Source organism: Vibrio sp. 2134-1 (genome assembly GCF_033339495.1).
This window is the reverse complement of the sequence record NZ_JAWOUS010000009.1, coordinates 172024-186091: the sequence shown is the minus strand read 5'-3', so window position 1 is coordinate 186091 and position 14068 is coordinate 172024. Positions and strand designations below refer to the sequence as shown.

14 protein-coding genes are annotated in these 14068 nt (G+C 44.2%); 2 read left to right on the top strand and 12 right to left on the bottom strand.

Annotation, left to right across the window (positions count from 1 at the left end; all coding sequences use genetic code 11):
* Window positions 1–138: 138 nt before the first annotated feature.
* Together R7R78_RS12630 and R7R78_RS12625 are read right to left on the bottom strand one after the other, a co-directional pair.
* Window positions 139–882, bottom strand: a complete 744-nt coding sequence (locus tag R7R78_RS12630; protein WP_005380283.1) for a YggN family protein — start codon at window positions 880–882, stop codon at window positions 139–141.
* 61 nt (window positions 883–943) lie between these two features.
* Window positions 944–1423: a GreA/GreB family elongation factor gene (locus tag R7R78_RS12625; RefSeq protein WP_205390982.1), complete on the bottom strand. Its 480-nt coding sequence runs from the start codon at window positions 1421–1423 to the stop codon at window positions 944–946.
* A gap of 76 nt (window positions 1424–1499) precedes the next feature.
* Here R7R78_RS12625 and R7R78_RS12620 point away from each other — a divergent pair, with 76 nt between their 5' ends.
* Window positions 1500–3425: an ATP-dependent DNA helicase RecQ gene (locus R7R78_RS12620; protein ID WP_225473696.1), complete on the top strand. Its 1926-nt coding sequence runs from the start codon at window positions 1500–1502 to the stop codon at window positions 3423–3425.
* Here R7R78_RS12620 and dinB read toward each other — a convergent pair.
* Together dinB and R7R78_RS12610 are read right to left on the bottom strand one after the other, a co-directional pair.
* On the bottom strand, window positions 3422–4486 hold the full coding sequence (dinB, locus tag R7R78_RS12615; RefSeq protein WP_025998728.1) for a DNA polymerase IV: 1065 nt from the start codon (window positions 4484–4486) through the stop codon (window positions 3422–3424). The genes R7R78_RS12620 and dinB overlap by 4 nt on opposite strands.
* A gap of 76 nt (window positions 4487–4562) precedes the next feature.
* A complete protein-coding gene (locus R7R78_RS12610) occupies window positions 4563–4796 on the bottom strand; it encodes a DUF2789 domain-containing protein (protein WP_005380277.1) in 234 nt (77 codons plus the stop codon).
* A 187-nt stretch (window positions 4797–4983) separates the two neighbouring features.
* Here R7R78_RS12610 and R7R78_RS12605 point away from each other — a divergent pair, with 187 nt between their 5' ends.
* Window positions 4984–6201: a diguanylate cyclase gene (locus R7R78_RS12605; protein WP_042521393.1), complete on the top strand. Its 1218-nt coding sequence runs from the start codon at window positions 4984–4986 to the stop codon at window positions 6199–6201.
* 158 nt (window positions 6202–6359) lie between these two features.
* Here the strand turns inward: R7R78_RS12605 and nqrM are convergent, their stop codons facing one another.
* The 8 genes from nqrM to R7R78_RS12565 form a co-directional block, all read right to left on the bottom strand.
* A complete protein-coding gene (gene nqrM / locus R7R78_RS12600; RefSeq protein ID WP_005380273.1) occupies window positions 6360–6593 on the bottom strand; it encodes a (Na+)-NQR maturation NqrM in 234 nt (77 codons plus the stop codon).
* 22 nt (window positions 6594–6615) lie between these two features.
* Complete coding sequence (locus R7R78_RS12595; protein WP_042521391.1) at window positions 6616–7620, bottom strand: FAD:protein FMN transferase; 1005 nt, start codon at window positions 7618–7620, stop codon at window positions 6616–6618.
* 157 nt (window positions 7621–7777) lie between these two features.
* Window positions 7778–9001, bottom strand: a complete 1224-nt coding sequence (gene nqrF / locus R7R78_RS12590) for an NADH:ubiquinone reductase (Na(+)-transporting) subunit F (protein WP_005380271.1) — start codon at window positions 8999–9001, stop codon at window positions 7778–7780.
* A 33-nt stretch (window positions 9002–9034) separates the two neighbouring features.
* Window positions 9035–9631 (bottom strand): NADH:ubiquinone reductase (Na(+)-transporting) subunit E, encoded by a 597-nt coding sequence (gene nqrE / locus R7R78_RS12585; protein WP_005380270.1) that lies wholly within the window; start codon window positions 9629–9631, stop codon window positions 9035–9037.
* Between the two features lie 7 nt (window positions 9632–9638).
* The gene (locus R7R78_RS12580) at window positions 9639–10271 is read right to left on the bottom strand and encodes an NADH:ubiquinone reductase (Na(+)-transporting) subunit D (protein ID WP_005380269.1); all 633 of its coding nucleotides are present in this window, start codon (window positions 10269–10271) and stop codon (window positions 9639–9641) included.
* Window positions 10271–11041: a Na(+)-translocating NADH-quinone reductase subunit C gene (locus R7R78_RS12575; RefSeq protein ID WP_005380267.1), complete on the bottom strand. Its 771-nt coding sequence runs from the start codon at window positions 11039–11041 to the stop codon at window positions 10271–10273. The genes R7R78_RS12580 and R7R78_RS12575 overlap by 1 nt, the downstream gene beginning before the upstream one ends.
* A complete protein-coding gene (locus R7R78_RS12570; RefSeq protein WP_005380265.1) occupies window positions 11031–12275 on the bottom strand; it encodes an NADH:ubiquinone reductase (Na(+)-transporting) subunit B in 1245 nt (414 codons plus the stop codon). Before R7R78_RS12570 ends, R7R78_RS12575 begins: the two co-directional genes overlap by 11 nt.
* Before the next feature lie 5 nt (window positions 12276–12280).
* Window positions 12281–13621 carry a Na(+)-translocating NADH-quinone reductase subunit A gene (locus tag R7R78_RS12565; RefSeq protein ID WP_225473687.1) on the bottom strand — a complete coding sequence of 447 codons (1341 nt, stop codon included), beginning with the start codon at window positions 13619–13621 and terminating at the stop codon, window positions 12281–12283.
* Window positions 13622–14068: the final 447 nt, after the last annotated feature.

The window sequence follows — 14068 nt, the reverse complement described above, 5'->3', positions numbered from 1 at the left end:
TAACATGAGTAGTTTTACAGGCAAAGCCGAAACGGATGATAACCACCTACTGAAGTAGGTGGTTTAGGGCTGAAAACGAAAAGAGAGCACAATTGTGCTCTCTCTTTATACCATTTAGTTCTACTTTTTGAAGGGTAATTAAATCGTAAATACTCGGTAATCTTTTAGCTCAGGGATTTTCTTCAACAGATCGTTTTCTTGCCCTGCCATGTCATCCAGCGAATCGCACAAGTCTTCTGCTTGTTGCTCTACCTCTTTCGAATGCTCGGCTAAACGCTCTTCTACTTTCGCGCTGAGTTCAGCCATACTCTCTGATAATGCAGTGAGGTTTATCCCTCCCTCTTCCTTCATTTTTTTCGATAAAGCATCCAACGAACTGGCTAAAAACTCTTTATTGAAGATCTCTTGTGCTTTTGCAAAGTCTTCAGTCCACCCTTGTGTCATAGACTCAAAACTCTCCGCAGGCAGGATGAAATCACCATCTTTGTAGTAACGTGATTCAACATCAGCGAAAAAGTCCTTTACTGCGACTTTTACATTATCAAACGCACCAGGTGCATCGAGGCTTTCCGCAACATCATCAATAATATCATTCGCAAGCGCTAAACCATCACTCGCCAATTGCTTTGCTTGTGGAATATACGCGTTCATTTTTTCGCGATAGTCTTCAATTGCCGCTTTTTGGTCGGCATTGAGTTCAATTAGCTCACCTTTGATGAAGAGGTTGTTATCCTCATCCACGACAGCTTTATCACCTGTCGTTTGGCGAATTTCCAAGCTTTGCCCATCCATACGGACTTCATTATTGATGTCCACACGACACTGCGCTGCATAACCAGTAGCACTGACCATCAGCAATGAGAGTGTAAAAAGCTTTTTCATGTCATTCTCTTTTATTTAACATTACTCGTGTTAAACATAACACTGAGTGATACATGAGATGTCAGCAAATCGTCACGACTTCGTAACAAGTTGTTTTATCTCCTATTTTCACGTCAACCTCATCACCCTCTTCTTTCCCGAACAACGCTCGACCCAGAGGAGATTTGGCTGTTAAGACAAAGACTTCCAGAGTCTGATATTGAACAGTCAAACCACCAGAGCAAGGGCCTACAAAGAAGTGCTTTTCGATCAAATTCTCATCTGCGAGAACAACGTAAGCACCAACACCAACAGGCGCATTCTTAAAGTTACGAGTCACTAAAGAACGATATTGACGCAACTCCTCTTCACTATCTTGAATTCGCATGGCTTGTCCATGAGCAAGATACGCGGCTTCAAGTGCTAACGTATCGTACTTATGCTCGGGAACAGTTTCTTCATCTGTCGCGGCATCAATGGCTCGCTGAGCCGATGCATGGGCCACTTGAAGTTTTTCTTCCAGATGTTGGATGATAATTTGGACTAAGTCAGCTTTGTTCATACTTTTAGGACGCGCGTTTGGCACTCAGGGTGTGTTAATGTACCTAAGTTTACCATCAAAGAAAGGTTTCCCTATTATGCAAAGTGACTCGCTGCATCAAACACTTCAATCTGTATTTGGTTTTGACTCATTACGCCAAGGTCAGCAACCCGTAATTGAAGCCGTTATAAATGGTTACTCTGCTGCGGCAATCTTTCCTACAGGCTCGGGGAAGTCACTCTGTTATCAACTACCTGCAACCATATTACCCAACCTTACGTTGGTGATCTCTCCGTTGTTGGCGTTAATGAAGGATCAACTGAGCTTTTTACAAAGTAAAGGAATCGCGGCCGCTTCTATCGATAGCAGTCAAAGCAGAGAAGAAGCACAACAGGTCATGGCTGGCGTGAAGAATGGACAAATCAAAATCTTGATGATTTCTGTTGAGCGACTAAAAAATGAGCGTTTTCGTGAATTCATTCGCCAAGTACCGATTTCTTTGATGGTCATTGATGAAGCGCACTGTATTTCCGAATGGGGGCATAACTTTCGCCCAGACTATCTCAAACTACCGCAATATCAACGTGAACTGAACATCCCACAGTCTTTACTTCTCACCGCAACGGCAACGCCTGCAGTTATTGAAGACATGCAAAAAAAGTTCGATATTGCCAGTGAACATATTACCGTTACAGGCTTCTACCGCCCCAATCTGGATATCTCGGTCATCCCGTGTGAGGAAACAAAGAAACAAGAACAGCTCAGTGAGATCATCGCCTCTTCACCTAAGCTTCCGACCATCGTATACGTGACGCAGCAGCAAACAGCAGAACGAGTAGCAAAGTCATTAATCCATATTGGCATTAACGCTCACGCATACCACGCTGGCATGAAAAGCGACGTTCGCGAACAAATCCAACAGCAGTTCATGGATGGCCAAATTGACTGTATTGTTGCAACGATTGCATTTGGTATGGGGGTCGATAAATCTGATATTCGACGCGTCATTCACTTCGACTTACCCAAATCAATCGAGAACTACGCACAAGAGATTGGACGTGCAGGCAGGGACGGGCAACGCTCGGAGTGCATTCTGCTAGGCAATACGTCCGGCTTAACGGTGTTGGAGAATTTTGTCTATGGTGACACACCAGAATTTACGTCAATTAACTATGTAGTCGAGCAAGCGAAAGAACATGCTCCACAATGGGAGGTAGTGCCACTGCGTTTGTCGCGTGAAAGTAATATCCGCCAATTGCCAATCAAAACCTTGTTGGTTTATTTGGAGCTACATAACGTCATTGAAGCAAAGTACAGTTACTTTGCGGAATATCGGTTTAAGTTTTTGCACGATCAGCAATTTATTGTGAATCAATTTCAAGGCGAGCGACGTCAATTTGTGGAGGCTATTTTCTCCTGCTCGCAAAAAGCCAAAGTATGGTGCCAAGTTGACCTAGAAGCGCTATGGATGAACTATCAATCGGAACGCAGCCGAGTTGTCGCAGCGCTCGACTATTTTCACCAGAACGGCTGGATAGAACTAGAGAGCAAACAACTGACGGACGTGTACTCAGTTATGCCAACCAAACAGAGCTCGGATGTTTTAATCCAACAACTGTATGAACTGTTCCAATCCAAAGAAAGCAAAGATATCGAAAGAATCCACACCATGCTGCACTTGTTCCAGTCCGAGCACTGTTTGAGCTCACAATTGGCGAACTACTTTGCGGATCACGATGCACCAAAGCAATGTGGTCACTGCTCCGTGTGTCGTGGTCACGTCGCCACATTCACAGCACCAGAACCTGAAGATATTGAACAATCTCAAGTATCGATATGGGCGCAGGAGTTTATTCAGCTGTCCCCATCAGTCATCAGTAATGATGCCGTTGCTCGCTTCTTGTGCGGAATCAGCACTCCTTTGATTAGCCAGCTAAAAGCCTCAAAGCTAGCAGGTTATGGTGCAATGGCAAATGTAAGTTTTGAGCAGGTATTAACGCAGGTAGAAACGGTAAGGGCCTAAAAAAAGCTCAATTGACGCGCTTGGTCTTCGGGCTTGAGCATCACGTTCAAGCCTAAAAGGCGAATTTCCCGTCCATTTTGGCGTTTAAGAATATCTCTTAGCAAGATCTTGAAGTCCTCAAGCTCTAATTGCGGATGGATGTGCTCAATTGTTGTCAGTTGAAAATCGGCAAATTTGACTTTAATACCTTGTTTAATAATCGACTTATCTGGGCTTGCACGCTCTAAACGTTTCTCGAGTTCAGGATAAAGTTTCTCCTCAATCACTTGCCAACATTCACCATAGGTTGCGATGTTCTGGCTGAATGTCCTTTCCACACCGACGGACTTTCTCTCGCGCTCAACAACGACTTCTCGATTATCAATTCCATGGCTTCGCTGCCATAAGGAGGCACCCTGACGACCAAACTGCCTCAACAACTCTCGATAGTCACTGTTTTTAATGTCCTCACATCGATAAAAACCGGCTTGGTGGAGCTTCTCAAGACTCACCTTCCCCACGCCAGGAATATTCTCTAACGGAAGACTATCGATAACCTCTTGGACTTTCTCTGGCGGAATCACAAACTGACCGTTGGGCTTGTTCATGTCTGACGCGACCTTGGCAAGAAACTTAATCGGAGCAATGCCCGCCGATGCCGTCAACCCAAGTTCACTCCAGATATCACGGCGAATTGACTCTGCGATCAACGTTGCGGAGCCACGGCAAGCTGTCGAGTCCGTGACATCGAGGTATGCTTCATCCAATGAGAGAGGTTCAATGATAGGCGTATAACGCTCAAAAATAGCACGAATCTGCTGAGAGACTTGCTTGTATACATGCATTCTACCGGGCACAACCAACAAATGAGGACAGAGTTGCAGCGCGCGCGCCGTTGACATTGCACTGCGAACACCATATTTACGCGCATCATAATTACAGGTGCTAATCACTCCACGCTGCTTTTCATGTCCGCCAACAGCGAGTGCAATGCCACGGTAACTGGGGTTATCTCTCATCTCTACGGCAGCATAAAAACAATCCATATCGACATGAATAATTTTTCTAATTCGATCTGACATAGCCATCAAAGCACTGTTCAAAAAAACAGTATAAATCAAATCTACCTGAAGAGAAATGGGCGTGTTTAAGCGAACGTCAATCTCGAAGCATTACGTCCAATTGATCGACTAATTCGGCCCAATCTGCATCTTCTTCGATGGCTTGTTTTAGAAAGTTCGCCTGTGACATCGTCCAAAAGCTAGCTTCATGTAAAGGCGCAGAATCTCTTTTGTGTCGATGTTGATTAATAAAATCTTTCATTTCTTGAGGAGAGCTACCGAGGCCCAGTTGTTGAAATAGCTCAGCCATACCATGTTGATGCATTTCCATACTACTTTCTCCCTACGTTAGCTAAACATAATTATATAACTAAGACAGGAATAATGATGTGATGTTAACGGATGCGTGTCAAACATTTGAGTAGTTGTTCTACTTTTGGTTGACATGTGTTTTTTGATGGCGATAAGTTTAATTTTAGTTATCATTGATTTTAAACAATTAATTTTGGGGACTGCGCTTGAGTAATAAGATTCTGGTTGTTGAAGATAGTCGTGCATTTAAAAACTTTCTTTGCCAAACAATAAGCCAAGCTGGTTATGAGGTCATCGCAGCGGAAAGCTACGCGGAGGCAAAGAACTTGTTATCTTCAGCACAGGACCTCTTCTGTGCGGTTTTAGACTATTGTTTACCGGATGCTCAAGATGGCGAGATTATTGACCTCGTTTTGGAACATGGTCATCGTGTCATTGTTTTAACGGCTCGATTTCAAGAAGACACTCGCGAAAAGATGCTTGCAAAAGGTGTCCTCGACTATATTTTGAAAGACAGCATGGCGTCCGTTTCCTATCTATTACCACTCCTCAAGCGACTAACCAACAATCAACAACACAAATGTTTAGTCGTTGATGATTCACACACCGTAAGAAGACACATTGCCCAACTTTTGGAGCATCAATATATTCAGACGTTGGAAGCTGACAATGGGCAAAAAGCCCTAGAGCTTGTCGAGCAAAATCCAGATATCACTCTCGTTTTAACCGACCATGATATGCCCGTTAAAGATGGCATTACTATGGTGCGTGAATTACGTCGGAAGTGGGATAAAAATCAATTAGCCATTCTCGGCTTGTCGGGTAGTAACTCTAAGACCATGACGGCTAGGTTTCTAAAAGCAGGGGCCAATGACTTTTTATACAAGCCATTTAATCAAGAAGAATTTTTTTGCCGTATTCACCAACTGTTAGATATCAAAGACGCAACATCTGAACTGTTTAAAATGGCAAATCAAGATGCGCTAACGGGCTTATGGAACCGCCGCTTTCTGTTTGAGCAGCCCCATGTAGAAAACGCTCAAAGAAACATCGCGATGCTTGATATCGATTTCTTTAAGCAAGTAAATGATACATACGGACATGAGGGCGGCGATGCAGTGCTAGTCATGATAGCGAATATTCTAAAAATCTATTTTCCAAATGATATTGTCGCTAGGCTTGGTGGCGAGGAGTTTTGTATTCAAGCCAGTGGCGACTATGACGGCTTTCTAACACGCTTAGAACAAATGAGACAGCGCATAGAAAAAACGCCAATAACTTATTTGGACAAAAACATTCTTGTGACCGCGAGTATTGGTGTAAGCAACATCGAGGGGGAGCTGGAACAACAAATAAAAGTGGCGGATGAGCGACTTTACATGGCCAAAGAGAACGGACGTAACCAAATCATTTCTTCGTCCTAATGACTATCGGTGTGGTCTTGCTCTGTAACATGAGAGAAAGAAACAACAAAACATGGTATTAGGCTCTTTCTCGGACATCTGAGTTTTGGTTAGCTACCTAAAAATAAAGCTCAGCAGAACGCTGAGCTTTATCACTTTCTTAGTACGATTAACCAATACTAAGCAATTCTATCTTTTTCCCACGCCGCCAATTTCTCAGCACGCGCAGCCTCGCGCGCTTCACGTTTTTTACGCGCATCGCAGGGTTCTGGACAATTACACACTTTTTCGATGCCAACTGCCCCTAGGCCACCGCAGCTACCTTTCACGACTTTCTTTTGGAAAATGTATCCGACAGCCATTGCAGTGATTACCGCGACAAACACAGCAAAGGTAATTAGAAATGTATTCATAAAAACATGCTCACTTCTGTTGTTATTTCTTCATGAATGGCTTGTATGCTTCCGAAGCCAACTCTTTAAAACCATCTTCCGTTTTCACAATCATGAAAACAGGAATATTATTTTCGTTCGCAATTGCCATGCCTTTGTCTTCACCTAGCACCATAAGACCAGTTGCAAGACCATCAGCAGTCATCGACGATTTATCTAATACCGTTACAGACACCACTTTATGATGAATTGGTTTGCCTGTTCGTGGATTAATAATATGAGAGTATCTCACACCATTACTCTCAAAGTAATTACGATAGTCACCACTTGTTGCAATTGCCATGTCGCCTGGTTCAATAATTTCTTGAATTGAACGTTCATCAACGGTCGGTTTTTCAATTGCGATACGCCAAGGCACACCTTCACGATTGACACCTTTGAGACGCATTTCACCACCGACTTCGACCATAAAGTTCTGTACCCCTTCAGATTGAAGGTAGTCAGCAACCACGTCAACCCCCCAACCTTTCGCAATCGTCGATAGGTCGACGTACAAGTTAGGAAGATCTTTGGACAGTGTATTACCATCAACAGATAGGTGGTGAATACCGGTATTTGCTTTGCGAGAAGCGAGTTCTTCATCGGTTGGAACTACATCTGGACGAGCTTCTGGACCAAACCCCCACAGGTTAACTAGAGGGCCGACCGTCACATCCAATGCACCTAAAGTAAGACCGTTAAGGCGAATTGCTTCTTTCACTACCGTTGCTGTTTGTGTCGAAACTGTAAATGGCTCGCTCGTTTGATGCTGATTAAAACGACTTAACTCTGAGTCGTCACGATAGGTCGACATTTGGTCATTAACCTCTTCCAATAAGCGATCAATTTCTGTCTGCATCGCTTTTGGCGTTGGAATACCATCTTGCTCGATATACTTGATGTTGTAAGAAGTCCCCATGGTAGGGCCACTTAAATGAATTTGATCTGCAGGCTGCTCACAGCCAGCCAAAATCAATAGAGAAGCGAATGCAACAAGCCACTTTTTCACTTGTTAACTCCCAATGTTGTTGAATTGATATGGGAAATAGGACCAATCCTTTCAATCCGATTACCTATATCAACTGTTGAGTATCAGTTTTATGTCTATAAAAAACAATGGCTAGCTCTCTTGGAGAGCTAGCCATAGATTCAATCACTTGGAGGAATTAACCACCGAAGTCATCTAGTAGGATGTTTTCATCCTCTACACCTAGATCTTTTAGCATGCCGATTACAGCTGCGTTCATCATAGGTGGACCACACATGTAGTATTCACAGTCTTCTGGCGCTTCGTGATCACGTAGGTAGTTCTCGTAAAGAACGTTGTGAATAAAGCCAGTGTAACCATCCCAGTTATCTTCTGGAAGTGGATCAGACAGTGCACAGTGCCATACGAAGTTGTCATTCTCAGCTTGTAGCATATCGAAATCTTCTACGTAGAACATTTCACGCTTAGAACGTGCGCCATACCAGAAAGACATCTTACGCTTAGAGTGCAGACGCTTAAGTTGGTCGAAGATGTGTGAGCGCATTGGAGCCATACCAGCACCACCACCAACGAATACCATTTCTGCATCTGTATCTTTCGCAAAGAACTCACCAAATGGACCAGAAATAGTACACTTGTCGCCTTCTTTTAGAGACCAGATGTACGAAGACATGATGCCTGGTGGTACGTCTGGGTTGTTCGGCGGCGGAGTTGCGATACGAACGTTAAGCATGATGATACCGTGCTCTTCTGGGTAGTTAGCCATAGAGTATGCACGAATGGTCTCTTCATTAACTTTAGACTCGTAACGGAAAAGGTTGAACTTCTCCCAGTCTTCACGGTATTCCTCAGGAATATCGTAGTCTGCGTATTTCACGTGGTGAGCAGGAGCTTCAATCTGGATGTAACCACCAGCACGGAAAGGTACTGACTCGCCATCTGGAATTTGTAGCTTAAGCTCTTTGATGAATGTCGCTTTGTTATCGTTAGAGATAACAGTACATTCCCACTTCTTAACGCCGAAGATTTCTTCAGGAAGCTCGATATCCATGTCAGTTTTCATTGCAACCTGACACGCTAGACGCTCACCTTCACGCGCTTCACCTTTAGTAATATGGTCAAGCTCGGTTGGTAGGATGTCGCCACCACCTGATTTAACTTTTACGCGACACTGACCACATGAGCCACCGCCACCACAAGCAGAAGATACGAATACGCCAGCACCTGCTAGAGCACTCAGTAGCTTACCACCTGGTTGTGTAACGATCGCCAGAGAAGGGTCATCGTTCACAGAAATTGTAATGTCACCTGTTGGTACAAGCTTAGACTTAGCGAAAAGAATCACTAGTACTAGTGCAAGTACGATCAGAGTAAACATCACTACACCAAGAATAATGTCCATTGACTATTCCTTAATTGTTGCGGTTTACCCGACTTACAGTTGAACACCAGAGAAAGACATAAAGCCTAACGCCATAAGACCTACAGTGATAAATGTGATACCAAGACCACGTAGACCTGGAGGTACGTCAGAGTACTTCATCTTCTCACGGATACCTGCAAGAGCAACGATTGCTAGCATCCAGCCCACACCAGAGCCGAAACCGTAAACGATCGATTCAGCAAAGTTGTAGTCACGTTGTACCATGAAAGATACACCACCAAAGATTGCACAGTTTACTGTGATCAGCGGTAGGAAGATGCCTAGCGCGTTGTACAAAGGTGGGAAGAAACGGTCTAGGACCATCTCTAGAATCTGTACAAGTGCTGCAATTACACCGATAAAGGTGATGAAGTTTAGGAAGCTAAGGTCCACGCCCTCAACTAACGCGTTCTCTCTCAGAACTAGGTTGTATACCAGGTTGTTCACAGGAACAGCGATAGTCAGAACTACCACAACTGCAACACCTAGGCCGAAAGAGGTCTTAACCTTCTTAGATACGGCAAGGAAAGTACACATACCTAGGAAGAAAGACAGAGCCATGTTTTCGATGAAAATCGATTTAACTAACAGACTAATGTAATGTTCCATGACGTCCTTACTCCTTCGCTTCTACTTGTTCTGGTTTCAGAATACGGATTACCCAGATAAGGAAGCCGATTAGGAAGAATGCTGATGGTGCTAGTAGCATTAGGCCGTTAGGCTGGTACCAACCACCGTTGCTCACTAGAGGTAGAACTTCTAGACCAAATAGTTTGCCTGAGCCAAATAGCTCGCGGAAGAAACCTACAGTGATAAGAACGAAGCCGTAACCTAGACCGTTACCAATACCGTCAATAAGAGATGGTACTGGCGCAGACTTCATTGCGAATGCTTCAGCACGACCCATTACGATACAGTTAGTGATAATCAGACCAACGAATACAGATAGCTGTTTAGAGATATCGTATAGGTAAGCTTTTAGCACTTGGTCTACCACGATTACTAACGATGCGATGATTGCCATCTGAACGATGATACGCACACTGTTAGGAATGTGGTTACGGATCAATGAAACAGAGAAGTTAGACAACGCAGTTACAAATGTTACCGCTAGTGTCATTACAAAAGCTGTTTCTAGTTTAGTTGTTACTGCAAGAGCAGAACATACACCAAGAACTTGTAGCGCGATTGGGTTGTTATCCAACACTGGCGCTAGGATGCTCTTTTTAACGTTTTGTGCACTAGACATTAGTTAAGTTCTCCGTCACGAACTTTTGCTAGGAAAGGACCAAAGCCCATATCACCTAACCAGAAGTCAAATGTGTGTTGAACACCATTACTAGTGAGCGTCGCTCCTGATAGGCCATCAACACCGTGCTCAGAACCTTGCGGTGCGCCGCCTTTCACGACCTTAATCGCTGGCTGGTGATCTTCATTGTACAATTTCTTGCCAATGAATTGATCGCGCCATGAAGGGTTCTCTACTTCACCACCAAGTCCAGGAGTTTCACCTTGCTCGTAGTAAGTAATAGCAGACACAGTGTTACCATCAGTTTCAACGGCTACAAAGGCATACATCATCGACCATAGTCCTTTACCGTGCATAGGCAGGATAACTTTTTGGACTTCATCTTGATCTTTTACAAGGTACACCACTGCTGTATTCGCGCGACGACGGATATCAGCTACGTCTTCTTCTGGTGTCAATGCGATTGAACGTTCTGCATCTTTTGATGCTTCACGTTGATCGTACGTAGATGCATTACCCTCAGTAAAGTTACCTGTTTCAAGGTCTACTAGACGAGGTTCGATGTACTCAGCAAATAGCTCTGGTACTTTCTTACCGTTTGCGTCAATGCCTGCAACTTCAACGATCTTTGATTGCTTATCTAGGACAGCGTTAGCTTTTTGCTTATCACGCAGACCTACTGCTGCTGTTGATACGATGATTGAACAAACAAGGCTCAACCCGATAACAACACCCAGCGTCTTTTTAATGCTGTCGTTATTACTTGCCATAGCGTGCTAGTCTCCGCTTGATGTTCTTCTCAATCACTACATGGTCGAACAGAGGTGCGAATAGGTTCGCGAATAGAATCGCCAGCATCATACCTTCTGGGTACGCTGGGTTAACTACACGGATCATCACACACATTGCACCAATCAGGATGCCGTACCACCATTTACCTTTGCTAGTAAATGACGCTGATACTGGGTCCGTTGCCATGAAGAACATACCGAATGCAAAACCACCTAGAACAAGGTGCCAGTGCCATGGCATATTAAACATTGGATTAGTGTCAGAACCGATCACGTTAAACAGAGTCGATACTGCGATCATACCGATCATTACACCCGCAATGATGCGCCATGAAGCGATTCGCATGTAAACGATCATCGCTGCACCGATCATTAGAGCTAGAGTCGATACTTCACCAATTGAACCAGGGATGTTACCGATGAACGCGTCCATCCAAGTGATAGGAGCGCCAGTTACTGTGTTAACTAGAGCACCGTTACCACCTTGAGCCCATTGGCTAAGAGCAGTTGCACCAGAGAAGCCGTCAGCTGCAGTCCATACTACGTCACCCGAAATTTGCGCTGGGTAAGCGAAGAATAGAAATGCACGACCTGCAAGTGCAGGGTTAAGGAAGTTACGACCTGTACCACCGAAGATCTCTTTTGCTACAACAACACCAAATGTGATACCTAGTGCCGCTTGCCATAGAGGTAGCGTTGGTGGAACGATAAGTGCGAATAAGATAGAAGTTACAAAGAAACCTTCGTTAACTTCGTGTTTACGCACCATACAGAACAACACTTCCCAGAAGCCACCAACAATAAATACTGTTGCGTAGATTGGCAGGAAGTAAGTCGCACCTAGTAGCATCTTACTGCCAACACCCGCTTCCGCACCGATAGTGCCGCCAAGCATTTCTGTTAGCCAGTAGTGCCAGTTACCTGCGATAACTGTCGCTAGTTGGTCACCAGCGTACATGTGGTTAAGTGCTGCAATAGCTTGGCCACCTGCGTTGTACATACCCCAGAACATTGCTGGGAATACCGCAAACCAAACCATGATCATGATACGTTTTAGGTCAACGCTATCACGAACGTGCGAGCTTTTATTTGTTACGATACCTGGCGTGTAAAAAACTGTTGCTACAGCTTCGTACAGGGCAAACCATTTTTCGTGTTTGCCACCAGGCTCAAAATGATGCTCGATGTCTTCAAGAAACTTTTTAAGAGCCATGAAAATTACCCTTCCTTCTCGATAGTATCTAGGCATTCACGAAGTAACGTACCGTACTCGTACTTACCTGGACATACAAAGGTACACAATGCTAGATCTTCTTCATCCAGTTCAAGCGCACCCAGTGCTTGAGCACTGTCTGTGTCGCCGGCACATAGATCACGAAGCAGCAAAGTAGGCTCCATATCTAGAGGCATTACGCGTTCGTAGTTGCCAATTGGAACCATTGAACGATCACTACCATTGGTCGTCGTTGTCATATTGAACAACTGACCTTTGAATACGTGACCAAGGAAAGAGCGAGTTACCGAGAACTTATTCTTACCAGGCATTGCCCAGCCAAATAGTTCTTTTTCACGGCCTTCACGTAATACAGAAACCTGTTGATGGTAACGGCCAAGGTATGCGTGTGGACCAGTTGCATGTGTACCTGTTAGTACTGAACCAGAGATCACACGAACTTCGCCAGGCATCAGCTCGTTATCTGTTAGGTCATCTAAGCTTGCACCCATTACGGTACGAACTAGACGAGGGTTATTCACAACTGGGCCAGCTAGAGACACAACACGATCTGTGCATAGCTCACCAGTTAGGAACAGGTTACCGAACGCGATAACGTCTTGGTAGTTGATGCTCCATGCCACATTCTCTGCATTTACTGGGTATAGGAAATGCATGTGGGTGCCAGCAAGACCTGCTGGGTGAGGGCCATCGAAGACGTGTTCTTCTACGTTAGACTGTGAAGAGCGTGGCAAGCTAGTGCCAGATTTACATACGTAAACCTTGCCTTCTGTCAGGGCTGAAAGAATGTCTAGACCAGCAATGAATGCTTCTTGTTGCTCATTAATGATCAACTCAGGCTTAGCTGCTAGTGGATTAGTATCCATTGCAGTTACGAAAATAGCCTTAGTAGAAGACTCGATTGCAGGAACCTTGCTAAACGGACGAGTACGTAAAGCGGTCCATAAGCCAGAGTCAACCAACTGAGTCTTGATCACTTCACGATCTAGACCTGAAAGTTGAGCGGCTTCGAACTTATCAAATGTCACCTGCTCTTCACCTGCCACTTCAATCACTACAGATTGAAGGACACGTTTAGCGCCACGGTTAACTTCGATCACTTTACCGGCTGCTGGTGCAGTAAATTTCACGCCTGGGTTCTTTTTATCTTCAAAAAGAACTTGCGCTTTTTTCACTTCATCACCAACGCGGACATGCATGGTAGGTCGCATGCCAACGTACTCTTCGCCAAGCAAGGCGACTTTTTTGATGGTCTTACCATCATTAATCACCTGGGATGGAGTTCCTGCGATAGGAAGATCCAAGCCCTTCTTTATTGTAATCATACGCACTTGCACTACTTTTATCGGGAAAAAGATTCTTTTGATTGCGTAACTTTTAGACACGACATCAGTGTCCGGTTTTGATGTTGTTTTAAACATCAAAATCGCAACATCCTATTAAAAATCTCGTCACAAGGAATACGCGAGATTTATCAGGTGCCGTAGTCTAGCATTTTTTAGGAACTTGATGCCATGATCAATCATTAGAATAGAGGGGTTATTTCGGTAGAATCAGGTCTAAAAGGTCAAAGAATAGTCATAACTTTGACCCATCGCACAAATGCCATATTCCATACATATCTTATGGAAAAGTGATATTCATCGCCTGAAATATTCTGCAATTTCCATTCATTTGTTGAAACACTGTTAACACATTTTTTAACCAGAATTTGTGCCACGTTAACGTCCCTAAAGAATGTAAAACGAAAAAAGATGGCCTTAAGCCACCTT